At 57.9% G+C, this 25021-nt stretch carries 24 protein-coding genes; 5 read left to right on the forward strand and 19 right to left on the reverse strand.

Annotated features, from left to right (window positions below; all coding sequences use genetic code 11):
• Positions 1-5 precede the first annotated feature (5 nt).
• From ACO079_RS07945 to msrP, 12 genes are all read right to left on the reverse strand, one after another.
• Positions 6-2123, reverse strand: coding sequence for an amidohydrolase family protein (locus tag ACO079_RS07945; RefSeq protein ID WP_421789049.1), 2118 nt, complete (start codon positions 2121-2123; stop codon positions 6-8).
• 62 nt (positions 2124-2185) lie between these two features.
• Positions 2186-5458 carry a S8 family peptidase gene (locus tag ACO079_RS07950; protein ID WP_421789051.1) on the reverse strand — a complete coding sequence of 1091 codons (3273 nt, stop codon included), beginning with the start codon at positions 5456-5458 and terminating at the stop codon, positions 2186-2188.
• A gap of 55 nt (positions 5459-5513) precedes the next feature.
• Positions 5514-6167 (reverse strand): DUF4334 domain-containing protein, encoded by a 654-nt coding sequence (locus tag ACO079_RS07955; protein ID WP_421789053.1) that lies wholly within the window; start codon positions 6165-6167, stop codon positions 5514-5516.
• A complete protein-coding gene (locus ACO079_RS07960; protein ID WP_421789055.1) occupies positions 6089-6847 on the reverse strand; it encodes a sulfite exporter TauE/SafE family protein in 759 nt (252 codons plus the stop codon). The genes ACO079_RS07955 and ACO079_RS07960 overlap by 79 nt, the downstream gene beginning before the upstream one ends.
• Entirely contained in the window at positions 6847-8022 is a 1176-nt protein-coding gene (locus tag ACO079_RS07965) for a molybdopterin molybdotransferase MoeA (RefSeq protein ID WP_421789057.1), read from the reverse strand. Before ACO079_RS07965 ends, ACO079_RS07960 begins: the two co-directional genes overlap by 1 nt.
• Positions 8019-8504 carry a cyclic pyranopterin monophosphate synthase MoaC gene (moaC, locus tag ACO079_RS07970; RefSeq protein ID WP_421789059.1) on the reverse strand — a complete coding sequence of 162 codons (486 nt, stop codon included), beginning with the start codon at positions 8502-8504 and terminating at the stop codon, positions 8019-8021. Before moaC ends, ACO079_RS07965 begins: the two co-directional genes overlap by 4 nt.
• Positions 8505-9020 carry a molybdenum cofactor synthesis domain-containing protein gene (locus ACO079_RS07975; RefSeq protein WP_421789060.1) on the reverse strand — a complete coding sequence of 172 codons (516 nt, stop codon included), beginning with the start codon at positions 9018-9020 and terminating at the stop codon, positions 8505-8507.
• Positions 9017-9475, reverse strand: coding sequence for a molybdenum cofactor biosynthesis protein MoaE (locus ACO079_RS07980; RefSeq protein WP_421789062.1), 459 nt, complete (start codon positions 9473-9475; stop codon positions 9017-9019). Before ACO079_RS07980 ends, ACO079_RS07975 begins: the two co-directional genes overlap by 4 nt.
• Positions 9475-9732, reverse strand: a complete 258-nt coding sequence (locus ACO079_RS07985; RefSeq protein WP_421789064.1) for a MoaD/ThiS family protein — start codon at positions 9730-9732, stop codon at positions 9475-9477. Before ACO079_RS07985 ends, ACO079_RS07980 begins: the two co-directional genes overlap by 1 nt.
• 1 nt (position 9733) lies before the next feature.
• Positions 9734-10756 carry a GTP 3',8-cyclase MoaA gene (gene moaA, locus ACO079_RS07990; protein ID WP_421789065.1) on the reverse strand — a complete coding sequence of 341 codons (1023 nt, stop codon included), beginning with the start codon at positions 10754-10756 and terminating at the stop codon, positions 9734-9736.
• Positions 10753-11409, reverse strand: a complete 657-nt coding sequence (locus ACO079_RS07995; RefSeq protein WP_421789067.1) for a sulfite oxidase heme-binding subunit YedZ — start codon at positions 11407-11409, stop codon at positions 10753-10755. Before ACO079_RS07995 ends, moaA begins: the two co-directional genes overlap by 4 nt.
• Positions 11410-11413: 4 nt before the next feature.
• Complete coding sequence (gene msrP / locus ACO079_RS08000; RefSeq protein WP_421789068.1) at positions 11414-12394, reverse strand: protein-methionine-sulfoxide reductase catalytic subunit MsrP; 981 nt, start codon at positions 12392-12394, stop codon at positions 11414-11416.
• 196 nt (positions 12395-12590) lie between these two features.
• Between msrP and ACO079_RS08005 the strand changes: the two genes are divergently transcribed.
• Complete coding sequence (locus ACO079_RS08005) at positions 12591-12782, forward strand: (2Fe-2S)-binding protein (RefSeq protein WP_421789069.1); 192 nt, start codon at positions 12591-12593, stop codon at positions 12780-12782.
• A 90-nt stretch (positions 12783-12872) separates the two neighbouring features.
• Positions 12873-13355, forward strand: a complete 483-nt coding sequence (gene bfr / locus ACO079_RS08010; RefSeq protein WP_421789071.1) for a bacterioferritin — start codon at positions 12873-12875, stop codon at positions 13353-13355.
• 9 nt (positions 13356-13364) lie between these two features.
• On the opposite strand, the gene ACO079_RS08015 is transcribed toward bfr, so the two are convergent.
• The 7 genes from ACO079_RS08015 to ACO079_RS08045 all read right to left on the reverse strand — a co-directional run bounded on the left by ACO079_RS08015 (position 13365) and on the right by ACO079_RS08045 (position 22590).
• Positions 13365-14240 (reverse strand): alpha/beta fold hydrolase, encoded by an 876-nt coding sequence (locus ACO079_RS08015; RefSeq protein ID WP_421789073.1) that lies wholly within the window; start codon positions 14238-14240, stop codon positions 13365-13367.
• A gap of 20 nt (positions 14241-14260) precedes the next feature.
• Complete coding sequence (locus ACO079_RS08020) at positions 14261-15853, reverse strand: AbgT family transporter (protein WP_421789075.1); 1593 nt, start codon at positions 15851-15853, stop codon at positions 14261-14263.
• A gap of 132 nt (positions 15854-15985) precedes the next feature.
• The gene (locus ACO079_RS08025) at positions 15986-18439 is read right to left on the reverse strand and encodes a DUF305 domain-containing protein (RefSeq protein ID WP_421789077.1); all 2454 of its coding nucleotides are present in this window, start codon (positions 18437-18439) and stop codon (positions 15986-15988) included.
• A gap of 83 nt (positions 18440-18522) precedes the next feature.
• Positions 18523-19701, reverse strand: a complete 1179-nt coding sequence (locus ACO079_RS08030; RefSeq protein WP_421789078.1) for an ABC transporter permease — start codon at positions 19699-19701, stop codon at positions 18523-18525.
• Between the two features lie 9 nt (positions 19702-19710).
• Positions 19711-20868: an ABC transporter permease gene (locus ACO079_RS08035; protein WP_421789080.1), complete on the reverse strand. Its 1158-nt coding sequence runs from the start codon at positions 20866-20868 to the stop codon at positions 19711-19713.
• On the reverse strand, positions 20865-21563 hold the full coding sequence (locus ACO079_RS08040) for an ABC transporter ATP-binding protein (protein WP_421789082.1): 699 nt from the start codon (positions 21561-21563) through the stop codon (positions 20865-20867). Before ACO079_RS08040 ends, ACO079_RS08035 begins: the two co-directional genes overlap by 4 nt.
• A 61-nt stretch (positions 21564-21624) precedes the next feature.
• The gene (locus ACO079_RS08045; protein ID WP_421789084.1) at positions 21625-22590 is read right to left on the reverse strand and encodes an efflux RND transporter periplasmic adaptor subunit; all 966 of its coding nucleotides are present in this window, start codon (positions 22588-22590) and stop codon (positions 21625-21627) included.
• 229 nt (positions 22591-22819) lie between these two features.
• Here ACO079_RS08045 and ACO079_RS08050 point away from each other — a divergent pair, with 229 nt between their 5' ends.
• From ACO079_RS08050 to ACO079_RS08060, 3 genes are all read left to right on the forward strand, one after another.
• Positions 22820-23752: a nucleoside hydrolase gene (locus tag ACO079_RS08050; protein WP_421789086.1), complete on the forward strand. Its 933-nt coding sequence runs from the start codon at positions 22820-22822 to the stop codon at positions 23750-23752.
• A complete protein-coding gene (locus tag ACO079_RS08055) occupies positions 23749-24606 on the forward strand; it encodes a ribokinase (RefSeq protein ID WP_421789087.1) in 858 nt (285 codons plus the stop codon). Before ACO079_RS08050 ends, ACO079_RS08055 begins: the two co-directional genes overlap by 4 nt.
• Positions 24607-24700: 94 nt before the next feature.
• Entirely contained in the window at positions 24701-25015 is a 315-nt protein-coding gene (locus tag ACO079_RS08060) for a DUF4212 domain-containing protein (protein WP_421789089.1), read from the forward strand.
• Positions 25016-25021: the final 6 nt, after the last annotated feature.

Below are 25021 nucleotides of genomic sequence, written 5' to 3' on the forward strand. Positions count from 1 at the left end.
CCTCCCTACTGCAGCGGCTCGATCACATTCGGCACTTCGGTGAAGGGCCGGATGCCAAACTCGGGATAAATCTCGGTCGGGAAATAGACACGGCCATCGGCCATCACCATGGCGATGGTTTTGATGTCCCGTAGATCCTGCGTTGGATCTCCCGGCACAAGGAAGAAGTCGGCCAGATAGCCTTCACGGATAAGGCCCACCTCATCTCCCACGCCGAGATATTCGGCCATGCCATGGCTGGCCCAGCTCAGAATTTCCGGCGGCGTCATGCCGATGGTCTGATAAAGTTCCAGCTCGCGGTGGAAGGTAAATGAGCCACCGAGGTCCGTGCCCGGCACCAGCTGAATGCCCGCCTCCCGCATCATGCGAAGCGTCTCGGTGATCTGATCAAAGGCACCGCGATAATTTGCGTCATCTTCCGGCGTTGCAATATCCGCCCAGGCCGAGCGCGCCTGCCGCTGCGCGTCCACCGGCAGATGATCAACATAATCGACCGTACCAGGCGAAATTTCGCCATTGCGGGAGAGCAAAAGCGCTTCATGGATCGCAAACGTCGGGTCCAGAGCAATGCCGCGTTCCGCCATCTCACTGATCGTGGATTGGACGGCTTCGCTCTGCAGATCGAGCGCCGGCAGGCGGCGCAGCGCGGTCAGGCGAAGCAGTGTGCGCGTATCTTCGCCCTCTTCCAGCACCCAACCCAGCATGATCTGGTTGATATGGGTCATCTCATCATAACCCGCCTCGATCATGGCATCCGCATTGGTAAACGCCGGAACATGGCCGGACACGCGAAGGCCGCGTTCGCGTGCTGCGGCAATCATCGCCGGCACCCAGGCCGGATTGATGGAGTTGTAAATCTTGATCTGATGGAATACGCCCGCATCGGCATAGGTATGAACCGCCGCAACCGCTTCTTCTTCGGTCTCAACGATGATGCCGTTGTTGGAATTAAACGGGCTGCGCCCCTCGATGAAACCGGACCGGTGAATGCGAGGTCCCGCGAGTTCACCATTCTCGATTCGTTCAACCAGCGCACCCAGCACTTCATTGTTGTTACCGGTATCGCGCAAGGAGGTGACGCCCGCTGCGATGTTCAGAAACGCCGCCGTTTCTCCCATATGGCCGTGCATTTCAAACAGGCCGGGCAACAGCGTGCCTCCTGCCCCGTCGATCTCGACCGCATTGTCAGGGCGCGCCATGTCTGAGGCACCAATTTCGGAAATACGATTGCCGTCCACCAGCACAGAAGCGGTCTCTCCGCGTGTTTCGGTTTCAGGATCGAAGATATGCACATTCCGGATCAGGACCGGCGCGTCATAGTCGCGGATGACGCGGGACTGAATCTCCGCAAACCGGTTGGCGCCATATTGCGCCGCGAGCCCGCGCAGGCGCTCATCCTCGCCTTCAAAGCCTTCGGCCAGCAAGGCAAAGCCCGGCGTGATGATCCCGAAGAAAGCTTCGCCCGTCATCAGGAAATAAGTCGGGTTAGTGCTGGTGCCGCTCATCGCAAAGACGATGGCGTCCAGCGTTTCGCTGCCATTGGAAACCTCCAGCCGGTCAATCTCGCTCATGCGAAGCTCACCGCCGGGTACCGCCTGCAAAACGCCATCGGCATCGTCCATCAGGGCGCGGGCAGCAATCGCCAGCCAATAGGGCGAGGCGTTCTGCGGCACATAGAAAGCGCCATCTTCAACCACGGCTTCGCCCGTTCCGGTCGCATCGGTCCAGCTCGCCTGGCTGTCGGCAAACTCAAAGCTTTCAGCGACTGCATTGCCAAATGTCGTATTGCCTTCAACGGACCAACCGATGGGCAAGCCATTGGCATTCAGGGTGACCGTCTCGCTTAAAGTCGGCCCCCGGCCATTATTCCGGAACTCGAATTCAATCGTGTAACCATCGTCCGATGTCGCAACTTCCATCGCGCCAATCGCGGTACCGCCGACCAGAACGGTGAAAACCTCGGCTTCTTCGACCGCGGCCATGGTTTCAGTGTCAGTGCCGGCTGTCTCTTCCATGACAGCGGTATCGGTCGCCGTGGAATCCTCGTCAGCCTGCTGGGGCGAACACGCCGCCAGCGCCAGCACCAGAACCGAAGCCACCCCTGCTTTTTGCCAAAGTCTCATATTCATCTCCCCGCAGTGTTGTGCATTGCATAACAGGTGCCGGGTAGTTTGTCGCGTGTAAGCTATTCAATTGTCAAAGCAAGTGAGGTTGCAAGCCCGCCCTGGCCGAAGCGTTCAAATACAAACCCCAAACGATTGGTTCTCGGCGCAAAAGCAACGAGCCCGCCATTGGATCGAATGAAGGCAGTGAAAGTGCGCACTTCCTCACTGGCAAAATCAAATGTAACCGTCGAACTGCGTTCGCCCAGGCAGGCGCCGGTCGTTGGATCGGTAATGCAGAACTCCACGCTGAAATCTGAAGCAATGCCGGCATTGAGGGCCTCAGCAGACAAGGTCACAGTCTGGGCTCGCCCGATATTGACCGCAGCCAATGCAACGGCCGTTGCCCGGCCCTGCTCCAAACGAACGACGCCATCGCCTGAAGCCGAGACCGCAGAGGCGATGACATCCGCCAGGGGTGAATTAAAGCTCGAGAACTCGAATGAATTGACAGCATAGGCGGGCGTCGTTCGCACACCGCCGCAATTTACCCTTGGTGCCATCGCTGCATTGAGTATGGCGACATTTGACTGAATTGAGAAAACGAAGCTGCGGCTTTGGCCGATCGCCAGATCAAACGCCGCATCCGGCGTTCCAATGATGACGTTCGTCGCAGGATCCGTTTCCTGAAAAGCGAAATCCCCGGACAGCCCAAAGGGCGGCTCAAGCCGGCATCCGGTTTCCGCTGAATGACGGCTCGCAGGATTTATGACCGTCAGGAAAGCCGTCGCAACACCGCCCACACTCACAGTCCGCCGGCTCGGTAAGATCGCGGATCTCAGTCCCTCATCGATGATATCTGCCGACCAACGCAATTCAAACGGCCCGGTGTAATACCGATCAGCGGCGACTTTGATGTAATAGGCCGCGTCTTGTTGAACCGGAAGGCGCAACACGCCATTCCCTGCCTGCTGCCGGCCATCTGTCTCGCCGATCAACGACAATTCACCGAACTGATCCAGCGCATAGACTTCCATTCTTTGCGTCGAAGCCGAAGAAATGAGCTCAAACGTTGTGTCCTGACTGCCCGGCGCTCGCCACAGATACCAGACAGAAAATTCGTCTACGCTACGGTGTCTTTGCCCCAGATCCGCTGTGGCTTCCTGCGTCGTGCCCCGCACACTCCCTTCAGCGCCCGACAAATCTGCGGCTTGGCCGATTTCATCATTTGGAGGCGGTCCATCCATCCGATGATAAATGCCATACCGATGGGGCCCACTTTCCGCACCCATAGCGACGAATTGATAGGTTTCTCCTGCAACTGCATCGAAGGTGATCCACGTGCTCCCATTCGCGGTCAGATCGACCCGGGTAAGAGCATCGACGCTGTCACCCTGGTAAACTGAAACAACGCCCGGCAATCCTTCCCGCCAACGACCGCGACCGACACCGCTGCGGTTCACGCGGAAATAGCTGCTATGGTCAAAGGGCGCTGTCCATCGCCACCAGAGACTGCCCAACCCTTCCCGCCAGGTGAGGTTGGGTTCATCCTCTTCCACCGTCGATCCATTGAACGAGGCAAGGATTGTATTTTCATGGCCGGACAAGGTTATAGCATCGGCGAAATCATCGTTTTCTGCCGGCCCCTCAGGCACCGAGAACTGTTGCAAGATTGGAATTCCGGCAATGATTGATCCATCAACCCGGAGATAGACATGCTGCTGTTCCAGAGCTTCAGGCTCTCGCGGCGGAAATGCGACCAGCATAATTTCGCGGGTCTCGCCAATGCCCAAGTTTACATCCAACTGCGTAACACGCCGACCGTCAGATGTCTGGATTTCCAACCACCCCTGGCTTGGCAGCACATCAAGGGAAACCGTTCGTTCCTGATCGGTTGGATTTGATATCGTGACTGGACCAAAAACCATCCCTGCCGGCGCAATTAATCCTGCATCCAGTGCAATGCCATCAAGCGGAGACAATTCGAGGCCCGAATTGCTGCGCCGGACATATTCATTGTAGACCTGATCAAGATCTCGATTGTTCAAGACAAAGGAATTGATGAGAGATTCGGGAGTTTCCTCGGGTCTGAATTGCCGCAAAATGGCCAAAACACCAGAAATATGGGGGGCCGCAATCGATGTGCCCTGAGCGCCATCACGTCCACCATTAGGCTCTGCCGTAAGTGCCGAACCCTGCGCGAGCACATCCGTTTGAATTCCGAAATTTGAATAACTTTCCAGCTGCCCGCGCGAGTCGATTGCGCTGACTGTGATGACGTTTTCAATGCAGCCGGGCGCTGTTACGCTCACTCCAGATCCATCATTTCCAGCCGCAGCGACCACGGAGATGCCAGCGGCATGGAGCATGCCAATGATCTGGGCTCTTGGATCGTCGGGACAGAATCCCGGGTGTGCCCCACCGCCCAGGCTTAGATTGACAATGGAGAGGTCGAGAAGTTCACGCTGTTGATATAGCCACTCCAGCGCGGCGACCTGGTCTGAAACATAACTCAACGCACAGCGCTGACTTGTCGGACAAAAGCGGCTGTCGAAATTCGAAAACACCTGAACCGGAACAAAGAGCGCTCCGGGAGCCATACCAGGACTGCCGGACTGACCGTCCTGCTGGGATTCACCAACGGCGACACCCGCCACCGCTGTGCCGTGGCCGCAACCGAGAATCGCATTGTGGTCGCAGTGATTTCCAGCATCTGCGCGATTGGTCACGACCGGCGCCTGGCCGGGGCATACGCTGACCGAGTCCCCCGTAACATTCGAAGAAAAGCAGGCGGCGCCCTGTCGCCGGCCAGTGAAAGCCGAATGGGACGTAGCAACGCCTGTATCAACAATGGCGATGACCTGGCCTTCGCCGCGAAATCCGATCTCAATCAGACGGTTCGCCGCGATCTCGCCCCCGGCCCCTGCCGGACGATCAATACCATCAGCCTCGATCCGGCGGATACGTGGATCTGCCTGCAAAAGTGCAAGCTGATCGCGGTCCACCACAATGGCCGCCATAGGCGAATACCGCATTTCCCGGACAATTTGTGGCGAGCCCGGATTTACATCTCGCAGCTGCTCGACCGGTACGGCAAAAATGTCCGAAAGAACGGATGACCGGTAAGTCGCCAAATGGTCAGCTATGACCTCGTTGGCATCACCATGTATTTGGTCAAAGGAAACAGACGGGGTGTCTATCCAGATGATAAAGCGGGCCTGCCCGCCCGTATCAAGTTCAACCTGGGCGGCCGGAACCAGCGCCTGACCCCACGCGTATCCAGCCCATCCAAAGATAAGGGCCAACACCATCAAGAAAGCACGCATATTCTTACCCGCGAGGATTGCAATATTCACTTGTTACAAGCGGGGCTCCTCTTTGGCTAGCAACAAGTTGACCCAGCTGCGGCGGTCAGAATTCAAATCCCCTGGTGCCCTCTCGCGCCAAAGTAAACACGTAAGGGCGTTTCATCCGCTTCATGTCCATGAAGCCTAGCACATTGCCGTCATCCAGCTTCCGGAACACGTCATGGATCGGCAGCTGGTCATAGCACATCGTTGCCGACACCTTGCCGCGATATTCGGTCATGCGAAGCCGGGCGCGCGTTTTCGACGTTTGCATATGCGCCTTCATGCCCCAGCGCAGAACGGGCAAGAGCCAGCCTGGATAGCGCGGTGTTTTCATGCGCGGACCGAAGGGCATCTTACCCGGATCGGCACAGAATTTCCCACCCTTGCCGTCCAGATGGACCAGCGGATGAACATTGTCCTCATCAATGAAGGTCTTGCCATACCATCGCGCAATCGCGAGCGAGCCATCCATATTATGGCCGGTCGAAACCTCGCGGCCCCACCACTCGCCCATCATGAAGTCGATCTCGATGGGTTCCAGCCGATCGAACAAGGCTTCGGCCTGTTCGTATGTCATCGAGATCGGTTGGGAAGAAATCTGCATGCGCTCATAAAGCCATGGATTCGGCTTGGCTTCTAGCTGCCCGTCATGGCCCGCCAGAGCAGGCGCAACGCCACCAGAAACACCAACACCGCCGTAATGCGGATCAACCAAACATCGGCCAGCTTGTCCCGGCCGATCCAGACGCCGATCTGACCTCCGATCAGAACGGCAATCAGCAAAGGCCAGTAAGAAAGCAGCTGAGAAAAATCGGCACTGCCGGAAAGCCGCTGGGCCTGCCCGGCTAGTCCAGCGATAGAATTCACCAGAATGAAAAAAGCTGCCGCCGCAGCGATCTGTTTGGCCGCACCCCAGCGCAACAGGTGGAGCAGCGGTGCCAGAAATATTCCGCCGCCTATCCCCACCAGCCCCGCCAGAAAGCCTAGGCCGCCGCCAATGGCGGGTTGGCTCCAACGCGGGAAAGCGCGCGGTGTTTTCACAATCCTGGGTTGACGGAACACCAGCGCGAGCGCTGAGGCGAGGAGGGCGAAGCCTAGTAGAGATATGAAAACTCGCTCCGGCACGTCGATCATACCGCCCAACCAGGCCAACGGGATTGATGCCGCACACAACGGAACCATCCGGTGCCAGTCAATCAACCCGGCTTGCGCAAAGCGGATTGTCGATCCGGCGACTACTGTGATGTTGCAGGCCAGCGAGATGGCCGGAAGTATCCGGTAATCCGTCTCGGCGAGCACCAGCAAGGCCGTATAGGTCGAGCCGCCGCCGAACCCGGCCATCGCATAGACGAGTGCCGTCAGGATAAAGAGCGCCGCTAACGCCAGAAACGGCATTAGCGCTCGCCAAGCGGTAGGACGTTCACCCAATTCGCCGCCACAACAGCGGGCGCATGCGCGGGCCGGTGGATCAGCACGTCGGCTGCCGCCAGGGGCGTTAGAGCAGACGAATCCTGATTGCCCATCGCAGAAACGCGGCCCGCCTTCTTCAGTCCACGAAGGAAGGTTTCCCGCGGGCCATTCGCTGGCAGATCTTCGCCCCGATAAAGCTGATCAAACCGCAGTTCGGGATTTTGCCCGGTCATGGCCGCCAGAGCCGCATCAACCACCAGCCGCGTCATCACCAATGCGGACACGGGATTTCCGGGCAGACCGACATGCGGCACGCCCTTGGCCAAGCCAAACCAGGTGGGCTTGCCGGGCTTGACCGCAATTTTCTCGAAGATCAGCTCACCCCCACCTTCGGCAAAGGCCGCTTTCACATGGTCATGATCCCCGACCGAGGCCCCGCCGACGGCAATCACCAGATCATGCCCGGCAGCTACTGCGAACTTTTCAGCGACCGCTTCGCGCGCATCACCTGCAATCCCGAGATAGGTCGGCGCAGCTCCCTCTTCTCGCAGCCAAGCTGATAATCCCGGCGCGAGGGAATTGATTATCTTGTCTTGCGCGTCTTCGCCCGGTTCGGCCAGCTCATCGCCACTGCAGAAAAAGGCCACGCGCGGGTTACGGTAGACCTCGATTTTCGAATGGCCCGCCGCAGCGACCAGCACCAGCCGGTCAGAGGTCAGCCGATCCCCGCCAAATGCAATGACGTGGCCGGCAGCGAAATCCAGCCCCGCCGCGCGGATATGCTGCCCCGGGCTTTTACCAGCGTTGAGTGCTACGTGATCGCCATCGCGTTCCGCATTTTCCTGAATGACGACCTGATCTGCCCCGCCCGGCACGGCCGCACCCGTCGAAATCCGGACCGCCTCTCCAGCACCAACAGATTCCTGAAAGGGATGGCCTGCCGCCGACTCCCCAATAACAATGAAAGGCGCGATGCCCACATCTTCACTTCGCACCGCATAGCCGTCCATGGCGGACAGCGCCTGCGGCGGCTGGGTGCGTTGCGCAGAGATATCTTTTGCCAGGATGCGGCCCGCCGCATAAGTCAGATCGACTGTTTCCGAGCCCAAGGGCTTGATGTTCTGCGCGATGAGCGCGCGCGCTTCGTCCAGAGAGATCATTCGGGCGCCCGGACATAATCGCCAGAGCGGCCGCCGCTTTTTTCCAGCAATTGAACCGCGCTGATTGTCATCGACTTATCCAGCGCCTTGGTCATGTCATAGAGGGTGAGGGACGCCACGGAAGCCGCAGTCAGTGCCTCCATCTCAACACCGGTCTTGCCGGAGCAGGTTACTTCAGCGCGGATATCAAAGCCGCCACTTTGTGCGTCCGGTTCAATCGTCAACTTCACCGACGTCAGCGGCAAAGGATGGCAAAGCGGGATGAGATCCGAGGTGCGCTTGGCCGCCATAATCCCGGCCAGCTCGGCGGTCTGTAGTGCATTGCCTTTCGGCCCCTGCCCATCCCGGATCGCCGCAAAAGCATCCGGCGACATGGCAATGTGCGCGCCTGCGACGGCCCGCCTTTGCGTCCCGGCTTTACCCGCCACATCGACCATGCGGACGCGGCCTTCATCATCCTGATGCGTCAGGCGATCGCTCATCTAGCGCTCCGTCAGCCGGGGAATAATCTCGACCAGATTACAGGGCCGGTATTCGGGGTTGAACTCATGCACCAACACTTCATTCCACGCATCCTTGCAGGCGCCCATCGAGCCGGGAATGGCGAACAGATAGGTTCCTCCCGCAATGCCCGCACAGGCGCGGGACTGGAGTGTGGAGACGCCTACGGACTTGAAGCTGACCATGTGGAAGATGATCGCAAACCCTTCGATCACCTTGTCGAACAGGGGTATCACCGCTTCCGGCGTCACATCCCGGCCCGTCAGGCCGGTGCCGCCCGTCGTGATGATGCCATGAATATCGGGTTTCTCAATCCAGTTTCGCGCCTTGGACCGGATCGCCTCAACGTCATCGGGCACAATCGCATGATCGACGATATGATGACCAGCGGCGGTAATCTGTTCGCGGAGCCACGGACCGGTCCGATCACTGGTGGCATCGCGGGTGTCGGAAACCGTCATGACGGCAAATCCCATGGATTGTGGAACTTCACTCATTCTGCGGCCTCCAGCCATTGCCGCGCGGCCGCGTGATCCTCCGCCGTCGGCTCGATCCATTCATAAGTTTCACCGCGCCATTCCCGTTTCCAGAAGGGCGCTTGGGTTTTCACCGTATCAATCAAGAAACTGACCGCATCCAGCGAGGCGCGCCGATGGCTGGCCGCTGCAGCGATAAACACAATCGGTTCACCGGGCGTCATGCGGCCATAGCGATGCGCCAGAACGAGACCCGCCAGCGAAAACCGCGACATCGCCGCCTCTGCAATCTGCTCCAGAGCCTGTGGTGTCAGAACCGGGTGGTGTTGAAGCTCCAGCGCGGTCAATCCATCGCCGCCGCGAACCTGCCCAGTGAAACTCGACACCGCGCCGATATGCTCAAGCGCGCTGAAGTCTGCCAGCGGGCCCTGCACGTCGAGTGCCTGATCGGTGAGGAGGATTATCGGCGAGCTCATCAGCCACCTGAAAACGGAGACAAGAAGGCGATCCGGTCGCCATATTTGAGGCTGAGCGGTTTTCCCGGCATCAGCACAGAATCGTTCACGGCCACGCGCAGCTTGTCATCGAGCAGATGCTCCGCGCCTTCGCGTTCCGCGGCCAGAAGCGCCACCAGGCTTTCAAGCGAGGATGGCGCTGCAGGCAGGGACATAGGCAGCTCGGCGGCTCCGATCCGGTCCTGAATGGGACCAAAGAATTCCAGCGTCACGCGCATATCATCCTCCGGTCCGTGCCATGTTTCTAGAAACAGCTGCGCCCGCTCCTTCGGCCACATCAAACTCATGCTTCTCCGGCTTAACCGCCATCGCCTGATCCAGCGCAGCGTCCAGCGCGTCGGGTCCATCTTCACGCAGAATGCGGCGCAGATCGAGCCGGTCGTCTTGCCCCAGGCACATGAAAAGCTGACCCGTACAGGTCAACCGCACTCGGTTGCATCCCGCACAGAAATTACTGGTCAGCGGCGTAATGAAACCCAACCGGCCGCCGGTCTCTTCAACCCGGACATAACGCGCGGGGCCGCCCGTAGAATCAGGAAGATCGGTCAGTGTCCAACATTGTTCAAGCTGATCGCGGATATCCAGCAAGGAGACAAACTGATCAGCGCGATCAATCCCGACCTCGCCCACCGGCATCACCTCGATCAGGGTGACATCATGGCCCTCACCATGTGCCCATTGGATCAGCTCTGGCAGGTGTTGGTCATTGAGGCCCTTCAGGGCAACCGCATTGATCTTCACCTTGATACCGGCCGCTTTAGCAGCCCCGATGCCGTCGAGGGTTTGTGATAGCTGCCCACCCCGCGTGACGGCCGAGAACACATCCGGGTCGAGCGTATCCAGCGAGACATTGATGCGCCTTACCCCGGCAGTGGCGATACGGTCCGCAAAGCGCGCCATCTGGGTGGCGTTTGTCGTCAGGCAAAGCTCATTCAGCCCATCGCCGATTTGTGCGCCGAGCCGTTCAATCAGCGTCACCACATCGCGCCGGACAAGCGGTTCACCGCCCGTAATCCGGACCTTGGTCACGCCGCGCCGGATGAAAGCCGTGGCGACCTGCTCCAGCTCTTCCAGAGTTAGCAAGTCTGACTTCGGCAGAAACTCTGGCCGCTCCTTCATGCAATAGACACAACGCAAATCGCATCTATCCGTCACCGAAAGACGCAGATAGGTGACTTGCCGTCCAAATCGGTCAATCAAGGGCCGCATCGCGGCCGTGGGTGTTGGCACCGCCACATTCATGAGGTTGCCTCCCGGCGCGCAGCCAATCGGGGCTCGGCATATTTCCAGACGCGCCAGCCGATCAGGAGCACCAGAATGGCACCGTGAATGATCGGACCCAGCTGGAAGCCACGCTCGGCGAAGAAATGATGCGTGACCGCCAGAATGGCGAGCGGATAGACCAGAAAATGAAGCTGCCGCCAGCGTTCAATGCCCATGCGTTTGATCATGAAGTTGAACGAGGTGATCGCCAAGGGCACGAGCAGAATCAATGCCGCCATACCAAATGTGATGTAGGTCCGTTCCAGAATATCTTCCCACAGTGCGGGGAGGGAAAAGAACAGATCGGCTCCAAAATATGCCAGCAGATGCAACAGCGCATACCAGAACGCCGCCAGGCCGATTCGGCGGCGCACCTGCATAATCGGCGCCCAGCGGGTCAGATCGCGGAAGGGCGTGACCATCAAGGAGATCAACAATATGCGCAGAGCGGTTTGACCGAGAAAATGGTGGGTCGCCGCCACCGGTTCAAAGCCCAGACTGTGCTCCATGCCCGCAAACAACAACGCCCACTGCCCCGCAATCCACGCAAATGGTAACAGGAGCGCGATCAGAACCAGCGGTTTCAGCCAGTGCCGCCCGAAAGTGCGGAGGAAGTCAGAACGCTGCGCCATCAGCCTAGTAATTCTCGATCAGATCCATGCCGGCATAAAGCGAGGCGACCTGATCGCCATAACCATTGAACATCTCGGTATCACGGCGGGCAAACGGCCCTCCCCCGATGATACGTTCGCTGGATTGGCTCCAGCGCGGATGGGCGCGTTCCGGATTGACGTTGGAATAAAATCCGTATTCACGCGGCGCGGATTCTTCCCAGCTGGTTGTGGGCTGTTCCGAAACGAAGTTGATTTTCACAATCGACTTGATCGACTTGAATCCATATTTCCATGGCACAACGAGGCGCATGGGCGCACCGTTCTGATTGGGCAGGACCTCGCCATAAAGACCCACCGCCATGAGGGTGAGCGGGTTCATGGCTTCATCCATCCGCAAGCCTTCCTTGTAGGGCCAGTCGAGCACAGGAAAGCGGGTGCCGCGCATTTCATCGCGGTTCAGATAGGTCTCGAACGCCACGTAGCGGGCGTCAGACGTCGGACGGAAACGCTCCAATACGGACGATAGCGGCACGCCAATCCACGGGATCACCATCGACCAGGCTTCCACACAGCGCAGGCGGTAAATGCGCTCTTCCAGCGCATTGAAATCAATCACATCGTCAATTGAAAAGGTGCCCGTGCGTTCCGCATGGCCGGTCACTTCCACAGACCAGGGGTCCGTCGTCATATTGTGGGCGTGGCGGGCCGGATCGGATTTACCGACGCCAAACTCGTAGAAATTATTGTAGCCCGTCACCGCATCATACGGCGTCAAATCTCCATCTGAAACGCGGTAGTCCGTTGTTGCGAAATCCAGTGCGCCATCCGTCGGCCGAACTGAGGGCGATTGCGCAGCGGCATCCTGCTGCGAACAGGCCCCGGCCAATCCGGTGACGGCCAGCGCGCCACCCGCCGCCATGATTTTGCGGCGGTTGAGATAAAGATGGTGCGGCGTGACATCGTTTTCAGTTAGTCCGGCCAGAGGCGCTTTCTTGATTAGCATGTCGGTCCCTTCACTCGGTATGTGTTGGACAAAGACATAGCACGATCATTCCGCGCGTCCCGCCTGACTGACGAGTTGTGATCCCGCGTGAGGATTATGGGAAAATCTGTGAAGCGTACGTGATCAATAAAAACTTTTTATGCAAATCATTCGCAAGTCTATTGACACTCATTCGCAACTGGCGCATGTAGAGTGCATGTTCGTTTGTATCTGCAACGCTCTTCGTGATCGCGACCTGGCCGAGGCGGCTGCCCAGCCGGGCGTGAAGAGTGCGGCTTGCGTGTTCAAGCGCTGCGAGACCAAGCCGAAATGCGGCAATTGCGTTCCGGACATTGACGAGATGGTCGCCCGTCACCGCACTGCCAACACCCTCGTCCCCGCCGAGTAATTGAAACACATTCCTGTTTGCAAACTTAGTGTTTGGCTATGGACCCCGAACGCCTTACCTCCATTATTGCAAGTTTAGAGGGAGGCTCGCGTGAAAGGCGACACCAAGGTCATTGAATACCTGAACGGCGCACTCAAGATGGAGCTGGCCGCCGTAAATCAGTATTTCCTGCACGCCCGCATGTTCAAAGACTGGGGCTTCAAGAAAATCGCCGATTACGAATACGAGGAATCCATCGATGAGATGAAGCACGCCGATCTTCTGATCGACCGCATCCTCTTCCTTGAAGGCCTGCCCAATGTTCAGGACATCGCCAAAATCTACATCGGCGAAACGCTGAAAGAGTGCCTGGAGTGCGATCTGAAGATCGAACACCGCGCGCATCCTTACTATGTCGAAGCTATCGCCCATTGTGAAAGCGTGCAGGACTATGTCTCACGCGATATTCTGACCCAGATCCTCAAATCAGAGGAAGAGCACGTCGATTGGCTGGAAACCCAACTCGATGTGATCTCCAAGATTGGCGAGGAGCGCTATATGCAATCGCAACTGGGCGATCCCGGCGAAGGTTAGGCCCGCTTTTTATTCGCGAAGAAAATCCTTGATTGCTGACAGGGCTTCCGGCTCGGTCAGGAAAGGCGCATGCCCGACATCCGGGACAATCACGGCTTTCAGATCCGGGTGCCGGCTTTTCATTTTTTCTACCGTGGAATCGAGAAGGAGATCGCTGAGCTCGCCCCGCACGACCAAAGTCGGGATAGTCCGCAACCCATCGAAAACTGGCCAGAGGTCAACGTCTGTAGCGGCCCCCTCTTCGACAGATCTGGAAATAGCCGGATCATACTCCAGAACAACGCGACCATCCCGATCTTCACGACAGGTTTTGCGGGCAAAATCCAGCCAGAAATCCGCACCGGTTTTCTTTGGGAAGGCAACACTATTGATCGCCTTGATCGCATTGGCCGCTGAATCCCAGTTCTCGAACGAGCTGACCGCTTTGCCGGCATAGGCACGGATACGCGCCAGCCCCTCTGGCCCCAATTCCGGACCAATATCGTTCAAGACCGCCCGCGTGATGCGGGCCGGGGCCAGAAGCGAAGCGACCATTGTCATCAGCCCGCCCATGGACGTTCCAACAAAGACGGCCTTGTCGATACCGAGATGATCCAGCAAACCCAGCATATCCTGCGCGTAGACACCTGGATTGTAGCGGTCGGGCTGCGGATCAGGGTCTGACCTGCCACGGCCGCGCTGGGTCGCACATATGACCTGCCGCCCCGTAGCGGCGATCGCGGGCGCAAAATCCTCGAAATCGCGGTGGTTGCGTGTCAGCCCGTGCAAGCAAAGCACAGGATCACCGGTAGGCGCCCCTGCACTTTCATAAACCCGGTAATGAATATTCACGCCGTCAGCAGTCTTGAAGAAACGCTCATCAAAACCGGTGTCTTTGGGTGACATCGCGGACCGTCTGCCTCTTTTTACTGCGCCGGGTAATAGGTTGGTGAACCCGGGCCCACGGGCAAGTCCAGCCCGAACGTCCAGATAAAGAAGAAACCAGACCAGGTCAGGATGAAGAAGATCGAATAGGGCAGCATCATCGCGATCATCGTGCCGACGCCCAGATCACTCTTATAGCGGGTCGCCCAGGCCAGGATCAGGCCGAAATAACTCATCATCGGGGTGATGATGTTCGTCGAGCTGTCGCCAATCCGGTAGGCCGCCTGAATGACTTCCGGCGAATACCCGATCAACATCAGCATGGGGACGAAGATCGGTGCCGTCACTGCCCATTGCGCGGACGCTGAACCCAGCATCAAATTCACAAAGGCGCACATCAGAATGAAAAGGAAAAAGACCACCGGGCCGGTCAAGCCGGTATCCTGCAGGAAATTGGCCCCCGTCACAGCAGTGATTGCCCCCAGATTGGTCCAACCAAAAAAGGCGACAAACTGGGCGGCGAAAAACACGAGGACGATATAGAGGCCAAGCGAAGAGAGCGCAGCCGCCATGGCATCAATAATGTCGCGATCATTCTTCATCGTGCCGACAGCACGGCCATAGGCAAAACCCGTCGCCACAAAGAAGATCAGGATCCAGACGACAAAGCCCCGGAAAAACGGCGCATTAATGCGGTCACCGGTTTCCGGATTGCGCAAAATTCCCCATTCGGGAACCAGCGTAATCGCCATAACCGCCAAGACGCCCAGCAGGGCCAGCCCCGCCCAGACAAGCCCTTTGTTTTCGTCCTTGGAAAGCGGTTCCAGCATCCGGTCATCAAGAATGTCCGGGTCCGCTTTTTCGACTTCGAATTTTCCGAGTTTTGGTTCAACGATAAAGATCGTGGTCAATGACCCGATCGCTGTGATCAGAAAGGTCGAAGCGATCATGAAATACCAGTTGGCTGTTGCCACCACGGTATAATCGGGGTCAATGAGATTGGCGGCTTCCTGCGTTATGCCCGCAAGGAGCGGATCAATCGTGCCGATCAGAAGATTGGCGCTATAGCCCCCCGAAACGCCCGCAAAGGCGGCAGCCATACCGGCCAGCGGGTGCCGGCCAAGCGCGTAGAAGACAGCGCCCGCGAGCGGGATCAGAACAACATAACCGACTTCCGACGCCGTATTTGAGACGATGCCTGCAAAGACAATCGCCACCGTCACCACATGGCGCGGCACGCCAAGCACCATGCCGCGAACAGCCGCCGAGAGCAGACCTGACCGTTCCGCGACACCGACGCCCAACATGGCAACCAGCACAACGCCCAGCGGCGCAAAGCTGGTGAAATTTGTGGTCATGCCAGTGAAAATCCGGCGGACGCCATCGCCGCTCAACAGGCTGACCGCCCGGATCATGCCATCATCGGCCCGGCCGGGCGTTCCTGCCGGACGCGGGTCTTCAACCGCAAGGCCAATCCCGCCAAGAATGCCGGACAAAACAACGATACCGACGGCAAGAATGGCGAACAGCGTAACCGGGTGCGGCAAAAGATTGCCAAGCCATTCAACTGCATCAAGGAAACGCGTGAACCAGTTACGCTTGGGTACAGTCGATTGCGGCTGGGCATCGGCCATCAGGTCACTCCTGTTCTTGCAGACAATCCGGTCATGGACCGGCAAGACTTTCCAGAGTTAGCCCTCGATGATCGGCGAGGGCCTGTTGGGAATAAGGGGGCAGCCTGAATTCAACCGCCCCGCTTTGTTCAACTACGGCGAAAGGGTCTCTGCGATCCCGCCCAGTGTCGACGCCAAAGCCGAAAGCCGGGCCGCGTTGCGCGTGCCGGCTTCGCCATCGGGCAGATCATTGGCAAGACCCGTAAGCGTTTCGGCCAGAGCCGCATCGCTCGTCTCTGCCTCGAAGTGCGCGCGGGCCTGTTCCAAAGCACCAGCGAGGCCCTCATGGGTCTCCGTATCCAGAACTTCATCCCGTGCCAGCTGATCCAGATAGGCCAAAGCCACGACCGGATGGTCAGGCCAGGTCACTTCTGTTTGTGTTTGCGGGTTGAAAACCGAACCCTGATTGCCGAGCGCAGCTGCGGCAACCTCATGCTCGGACAGATATTCACTGGGTGCGAGCGCCAGAATGTCCAGGCCGCGCACGATTTCCGTCGCGTAGATCAGGCCATTATACCAATAAGATGACCAGAAACCGCCGACGACCATCTGATCGGCATCGATCGGACCGCGGTCAAAATAACCGATCTCGACCGGGTTCGACGTGTCCGTGAAGTCCATCAACGACAAGCCGCCCTGATACCAGGACTGGATGAAGAGGTCGCGTCCCGGAACCGGCACGATAGACCCGTTATGCGCCACACAATTTTCACGTTCGGACTGCGCTGCGGGAATCTTATAGTGGCTGCGGAAGATCAGCTGCCCATCAACGATGTCGTAGATCGCGTTTGCGCCCCAGGTCATCGGGTCATGCGCCTGACAACGCGGACGGCCACCGCCGCCCCATTCATCCGTGAACAGAACCGACGTGCCGTCATTGTTGAACGTCGCGGAATGCCAGTAGGCAAATCCAGGATCAACGACGGCGTCCAGACGGCGCGGCTCGCGCGGATCGGAAATGTCGAACAAAATACCATTACCCGAGCACGCACCCGCAGCCAGGTTCAGCGACGGGAAGACGGTGATGTCATGACATTCATCGGTCCGAGCAGTGCGCTGGGTTCCTTCACCATGATCGCCACCTTGCCAGAGCCCCGAAATCTCGCCAGTTTCTTCATCTGCAAAAACGGTCGGGCTGTCGATAATCCGGGCTGCGCCAGGATTCTCCAGCGGAATTTCGATGACATCGATGCGGAACAATGCGGTACGGCTGTCGCCATAAACTTCACCCACACAACCCGGCAGCTCTTCTTCATCGCGAATGCGGCCAATCCCGGAATTGTAGACGATGATGTTTCCATCGGCATCAGGACCGGACACGACCGAATGGGTGTGTGAACCCCGACAGGTCTGCACCTGACCGACCTGTTGAGGGGCCAGCGGGTTGGAAATATCGAAAATTCGGACACCACGGAAGCGTTCGGGACTGACATCGCCCTGCACGCCCTGACGTCCGCAATCAACGCGTCCACGCGTATCTTCAACAGACATGATCAGAAGGTTTTCAACGATCGACACATCGCCCTGGCCGCCGGGACAAACCACCGAAGCGACCAGCTCGGGCTCACCGCCGCCCAGCTGATACATGTTAAAACCGTGATAATTGCCAACTGCCATCAGATCGCCGGCAAAGGCCATATCGGTATTGGAGAAGCTGAGGAAGGGACCCCGCGTGCCAAAGCGGCGCTGACGCTCTTCTTCCGCTTCTTCGGCCTCTTCATCATCTTCTTCATCGGCACCAACCTCCGGACGCAAACCGGCCGGATTCTCCGGATCAAAGAAGCCGGTCGGCTTTGGCAGGCTGGCGACAAGCGTCAGGTTGGAGATCGCTTCTCCCGCATCGCGGAAACCGGCCGCCAGATTCGATCGGGGGTCTTCGTCCAGCTCTCGCAGAATCGCCGTCATCCGGCGGATTTCTGATTGCTGCTCACTTTTGACGTCGTTTGCGAAGTTGAAAAGCACGAGATCGAAAGCCGACCCGCGCTGCGAGAAGAGATGGTCGACCATCTCCACGGCGCCTTCATGATGAGCGATCATGAGTTCAAGGAACAGGATATCAAACGCAACACCTTCCGAATCGGCCAGCTGCGCCATTTGTTCCGGAGTCGCCATGCCGGCCATGGTCGAATGATCCATGTGAGCATGATGGCCGTGCTCGCCATGATCCATGTCATGAGCTTCGGCGGGATCGGGGGCGTCTTCGCCGCGGCTCTCAAGCCATTCTTGCATGAAGGCGATTTCATCAGCCTGCGAGGCGTTAATGCGACCGGCGATCTCCACCAGTTCTGCACGCGCTGAACGGCCTTCGACCAGCTCCGCCATATCCACCGCCTGTTGATGGTGGACAATCATATCTTGCATGAAGATGACGTCGTCTTCCGAATAGCTGTTATCCGCAAGCTGGACCGCCTCGTCGCTGCTCAGCGCGCGCGGCGCTTCGCCCGGCGCGCCGGGCTGGATGATCGGCACATCTTGCGCAACGGCTGCGGCGCCCAACAGACAGAGGGCGGTTCCGGCCAGCAAAAAGGTCTTGCGAGCTTTCGACATGTATGACTCCCCGAGAAATAATCCGTGGGAAGCTAACGTCTAACGCGAAGGGGGCAAGCCCAAATAGCCTAAGGGATTTGTGGCTATCCCGAATGCACAGCCAGCAATGGAACGCGTGCAGCCCGGATTCCAGGGATAATTCCGCCCAGAAAACCGACGATAAGCGCAAGAACGACGCCGACCACGATGGAACTGCCCGTCACCGCAAAGGTGAAGACAACCTGCGTAAATCCACTGCCCAGAGTGGAGGCCGAAAATCCATTGAAGACCAGATAGACGATGGTCGCACCGAGCGCCCCTCCGATCGCTGCAAGCACCAGCGCCTCGATAAGCGTTCCCATAAAGGCCGCAAATCCGCTAAAGCCAATGGTACGCAGGGTCGCGATTTCGCGCATACGGGTCTCGACCGACGAATACATGGTGTTCCACGCGCCCGCGAAAGCTCCGATCGCCATGGTGATAGCCAGCGGCCAGGCAACATAGTCAATCAATGTGATGGTCCCGCTCGCCGCCGAGGCCGCGAAATACTCGGCCTCGGAAGAAACATCGACATTCAAACGGTCTTCGCTGTCGGTGTATTCGCGAAGCGCTTCGATCGCGTCCGGTTCGGTCAGCCGGACCCGGACAGACTGAACCGAGGATCCCCGCTGATAGAGGTTTTGTACCACGCCAAGATCGGTCCAGATCTCCGATTCGAATGCGGATCCGCCGGTCGAAAAGACGCCAACCACCGTCCAGTCATTCGTACCCAGGCGGATCACCTCGCCAAATTCGAAGCCCTCGAACTCGCGAATAACACCGCGGCCAACGACCAGCTCTGCTGCGCCCGGCTCAAACATGCGGCCTTCAACGATCGAGAAATTCTGGCGCAGATCTCCGGCTCCTGATTCCACACCGCGCAAGGGAAGGTTGGCCTCGGTCTGAGAGGATCGCTTGATGCCGTCCACAATGACATAAAGCTCCGCCGACATGATTGGATTGCCGTTTTCATCGGCCGCCACACCCGGTGCAATCTCGATCAGGCGGACATCGTCACGCTGGAGATTGCTGTTCAGCTCGGCCTGCGAGCCCCCGCGAAGGATCATGGCCACATCATCCGCACCGGTGCCCGTCACGGTCGCCCTGAAACCATTGGCCATTGCCAGAAAAAACAGCAGCACACCAACCATGAGGGCCACCGAGAGGATGGTGGCGATCGACATGCTTGCCCGCTGCGGAATGGAACGCACATTCATCGCAATGACCGAAAAGAGCTGTTTCATTACAGCCTCCTAAAGCTTGCTGAATGCGTCAACGATACGAAGGCGCATGGCGTTGAAAGCAGGGAAAAAACCGGTGACCAGACCAAAGAGCGTCATGAGGATCGCACCCTGAACCAAAGTTTCTGTTGCCACGCCAAAGCCCGGAATGAAGCCGGACAATATCGGCGCTAGCCCCATGACAATGAGCGAGGACAGTCCCAGACCGATTACGCCCCCGATCAGGCTGAGGAGTAGCGATTCTGACAGGATCATCCGGAAGATGCGCGTCGAATTGAAACCAAGCGTTTTCAGCACCGCGATCTCTTTTGTCCGCTCATTAATCGACAGGAACAAAGTTGTGCCCACAATTATCAAGATTGACGCAAAGGCGGCGCCGATCACGGATGTCAGGATCAAGGTGATATCGCCCAACTGCTCCAGGAAAGCCCGGTTGAAGGCAGCCTCTGTTGTGGTTTCGGTTTCTGCCGCTGAATTGGCAAAAAGAGCATCCACATCGCGGATCACCTGATCATTAAGGCTGGAATCGGCGGTGTTGATGATCATCCAGCCGATCGAGTCCCGCGCAAATGCCAGACTTTCGTTGTAGTATTCGTATTGGAACAGAACGTAATTCGTAGGCACGGCCTCATCTTCTGTTGTGAAGATCGCGCAAACATCCAGCTCCCAGACATTATTGCCTTGCGTGTTCTGGAAGATGTTTGAGCTGAGCGGAATGCGATCGCCCACAGACCAGCCATATTGCGTGGCCACCATCTCGCCCGCCGCCATACAGGTCCGCCCATCGATGAAGGCTTGCCGCTGGTCGGCAGGGATCACCAGTTCCGGATAGGCCACCAACCAGCCTTCGGGCTCTACCGCAAACGTCTGCACGAAGTTGGCAGGTTCCTGATAATAGCCGCCGAACCAATTGGCGTGGGCGACGTTTTCGACGCCCTCTACCTGCTGCACCCGCCCGTAATAGGCATAGGGCATAGACACCGTGAAATTGATCTTGTTGACCGTAACCAGGCGATTGGCAGCCGCCACATCGATCCCGGCTGTGAATGCGTTATAGATCGCGCCCAACATGCCAAAGATAAAAAAAGCAATGGCAATCGAAACCATCATCAGGATGGCGCGCAACACCTTCCGGAACATGCCTTTACGGACAAGCGTCGCCTCATTCATGACGCGCTCCCGCGCTCGATGAACTCGCCCTTGTCGAGGAAAAGCTCGCGCTTGGCATATTTGGCAGCGGAGGGGTCGTGCGTGACCATCACAATGGTCTTGCCGAGCTCGGAATTCAGCTGTTGCAGCATTCCCAGGATTTCATCGGCTGTTGCACGATCAAGATCGCCAGTCGGCTCGTCCGCGAGCAAGACTTTCGGATCCGCGACGATGGCCCGGGCAATGGCCACACGCTGTTGCTGACCGCCAGAAAGCTGTCTTGGCTTGTGGCGCGACCGGTCTGCGATGCCGACAATTTCCAGCGCCGTCTGAACGCGGTTTTTTCGCTCCTTGCCGGACAGATTTGTAAGCAAAAGCGGGAGCTCGACATTCTGCGCCGCCGATAGCGTTGGCATCAGATTGTAGAACTGAAAAATGAAACCGACATTGGCAGCGCGCCATTTTGACAACTGGCCCTGGTTCATTCTGTCAATCCGCTCGCCATCACAGCTCACCTCACCGGTATTCGGCTTGTCGATCCCACCCAACTGATTGAGCAAGGTCGTCTTTCCAGAACCGGACGGTCCCATGATGGCGATGAAATCCCCATGAGGGATATCCATCGTCAAGTTCTTGAAAATCGTGATGGATTCTTTCCCGCGCGAGTATGTCTTGGACAAATCGCGAAGCTGATAAAGCGATGCTTGGTCGGTCATGCTGTGTCCCTGTTCCTTGCGCCCTGCCTAGCACAAACAAATGATACTTTAAATAACAAAGTTATTCACGTTCAAGAAATGTCACCCGGGCCGCCATATCCGGCAGAATCCGGTTGTCACGTTCATCGAATGCCACGCGAACCTGAATCGTCGCCCGGCTTCGATCCGCCGTCGGAATAATGGCTTCCACGTGAGACGGAATATCCCAATCAGGATACGCATCCAGTACCGCCTCAACGCGTTGCCCGGGTGAAACCCGCTGAATCTGACCTTCATTGACATCAACCTCGATCTCGAGCGACGCCATATCTACGAGTGTCGCCACCCCGGTCCGGGTAAAACCGCCACCTGCCGAAGCCGGAGACAGAATTTCGCCGATTTGCGCGTTTTTGGCGATTACCACGCCGGCAAAGGGTGCACGGACGACATGCCGGTCCACCAGGTCTTCCTGACTGCGGACCTGAACCTCGGCCGCGGAAACATCCGCACGTGCGGTACGAATTTGTGCTTCCAGGCTATCGACCTGCGCCTGCGCCGATGTCACAGCCGCTTCGGAGCCGATATTGTTTTCAGCCAGACGCTGCGCACGCTCCAGAACAATCCGCGCTTCATCAAGTTGAGCAGATAGGGAGCCAATGCGGGAGCGGGATGATGAAAGCCGGGCCCGCAATTCTTCAAGCGTCAGCCTTGCACGCGTGTCATCCAGCCTTGCGAGCACCTGACCGGCCTCGACCTGTGTGCCTTCTTCGAACAGGATTTCCCGGATGCGCCCGGTTATTTCCGCTGAAACCGTCGCCTGACGACGCGCGACCACATAGCCAGATGCCACAAGACCCGAGGGTCTTGGCGCTACAGCAGGTGATGAAGAAGGATCCGCCGCAGACTCCGTCGAATCCGCAGGGGTGGACGTTGTTGCCGACGCAGCCTGTTGCGGCGGAGCGGTCTCATCACCCATCCCCGAAACATACCATCCGCCACCAGCGCCGATCGCGGCGAACACCAACGCAATTATAATAACAGCCGACATCGGAACGCCGCCGCGGCTTGGCGGCTCATGCCGGTCAATACTGAGTGAACGGAGCTTTTCGCTTCTTGATTCCGACATTTGCCATCCTCTCCCTGTCAAGGCTCTTTAGACCCTGGCGGCGCCCTCCTGCAACGGGATAATTTGCTCGCCTGTCCCGCAAGTCTTGCTCCCGCAGCCAAGCCGCCGCAAATTGGCATCCCCTAGGTCCGAAAAAGAGAATAACAACGAAATGGCCCGCCCGATCATAATCGATTGCGACCCCGGCGTGGATGATTGCTTCGCCCTGCTGACCGCGCTCGCTTCCCCTGAAGAACTGGAAATCAAAGGGATTTGCACGGTGGCCGGAAATGTTCCGGTGGAAACCTGTACGAAGAACGCACTCGGCCTGCTCACTTTCACCGGCCGCACCGATATTCCTGTTTATCAAGGCTGTCCGCGGCCCATTCAGGAAGCGCCGGTATTTGCATCCCACATTCACGGCGAGACCGGGCTGGGCGCGGCCCGATTGCCAGAACCGGTTGTTGACGCCCGGCCAGAACACGCTGTGGCGTTCCTGATTGACACGCTGCGATCAGCAAGCCCTGCGTCCATTACGCTCGTCCCAACCGGGCCGCTCACCAATCTCGGCCTTGCCCTCGTCGAAGCCCCGGATATTGCCGAGGCGATCGCCGAGATCGTCATCATGGGCGGCGCTTTTGAAACCGGTGGCAATATTACGGAAACCGCCGAGTTCAACATGTATGCCGACCCCCATGCTGCCGACATTGTCATGTCGTGCGGCCGCCCCATCACGCTGATCGGTCTGGACGCTACGCTGAAATTCAGATGCACCGTGGAACGTATGAAGATGCTGTCGGATGCCCGGCACAAAACCACTGACCTGATTTCTGAAATGATTGGTCATGTCAATGATATTTATGGAGAAATATACGGCGAGGACGGGGCTGCGATGCATGATCCATGTACAATCGGCTATCTATTGGCTCCGCATCTTTTCGAGGCCCGCACAGCTCATGTCCGCGTCGAGACAGAAGGAAGGCGCGGTCACACAGCCGTCGATGTGCACCTGCTCGGCGACGCCAAGCCGAATGTAAACTGGGTGGATGGCCTGGACGCGCCCCGGCTGTTCGAGCTCTTGCTGAGCAGGATCACCCGCTTATGACAACTCCTTTGATCACGGTAGTCGGTTCAGTGAATCTGGACCTCATCGCTGAGTGCCCACATCTGCCGGCTCCCGGAGAAACGGTTCTTGGCGGCGCATTTCACACTGCCCCCGGCGGAAAGGGCGCTAATCAGGCGCTTGCCGCGCGCCGGTTGGGTGCGGACGTCGATCTCATTGCCTGTGTCGGAAACGATGATCATGCCGCCCAAGCGCTTGAGCTCCTAAAAGCAGCAGGCGTTGCCCTCGAACAATGCCGGACGAGACCCGGTCACGCCACCGGGGTTGCCCTGATCAATGTCAGCGAGACCGGTGATAACCAGATCGTTGTCGCACCCGGTGCAAACACCGTGCTTTCTCCTTCAGATATTCCCGAAATCATCGACGGCGCACTGATCGGCCAACTCGAGACACCGGTGCTGGCATTGGAAGCCGCACTGAAGATTTGCGACGGCTTGAAAGTTGTGAATCTGGCCCCGGCCATGCCGCTTGATGATGCATTCCTGAAACTCGCGGATATCCTTGTTGTCAATGAGGTTGAGGCAGAATTCTACGGGCTTGAAAGGCTGAATCGCCTGGGAAACAGCGTTGTGCTCACACTCGGGGCCAAGGGGGCGGTCATGTTTCGCGAAGGCAAAGAAGTCGCCCGCGCTGCCCCACCGATCGTGGACGCCATCGATACGGTAGGCGCTGGCGATACATTTGTCGGCGCCCTTACGGTTGGTTTCTTGGAGGGCAAGTCAGACGAAGAGGCGCTTGCCTTTGCTTGCGTGGCCGGGGCTCTGGCCACGACGAAGCAGGGAGCGCAGCCCGCCATCCCCGACCGCGCAGAGATCAATCTGAAGGCTGAGCTCTGAGGCCACTTTGCTTTGCAGAGAAAACCGGGTTGCCGTTTGCCCCTCCTTCCTGCAACTCTTTGATCCTAGGGAATTTGATTTTGGGGAGAGGGATATGGCGAAGGTCACCGAGCCGGAGGGGGAGAACCCGAAAGGCAATCACGACATCTCCGAACAGGCCTTCAAGGCATATTGGCGGGAGAACCTCACCTTGATGGCGGTGCTTCTATCAATCTGGTTCCTGGTGTCGTTCGGAGCCGGAATCTTGTTCCGGGATTTTCTTGATCAGTTCTCGATCGGCAGCGCTCCTTTGGGTTTCTGGTTTGCCCAGCAAGGCGCCATCTACGTTTTTGTTGCCCTCATTTTTGTCTATTCCGCGCTGATGCACCGCATCGAGCGCAAATACGACATTGACGACGACCAGGGCTGAGGGGGA

The sequence above is a fragment of the Hyphobacterium sp. genome, from assembly GCF_965228115.1.
Classification (GTDB): domain Bacteria; phylum Pseudomonadota; class Alphaproteobacteria; order Caulobacterales; family Maricaulaceae; genus Hyphobacterium.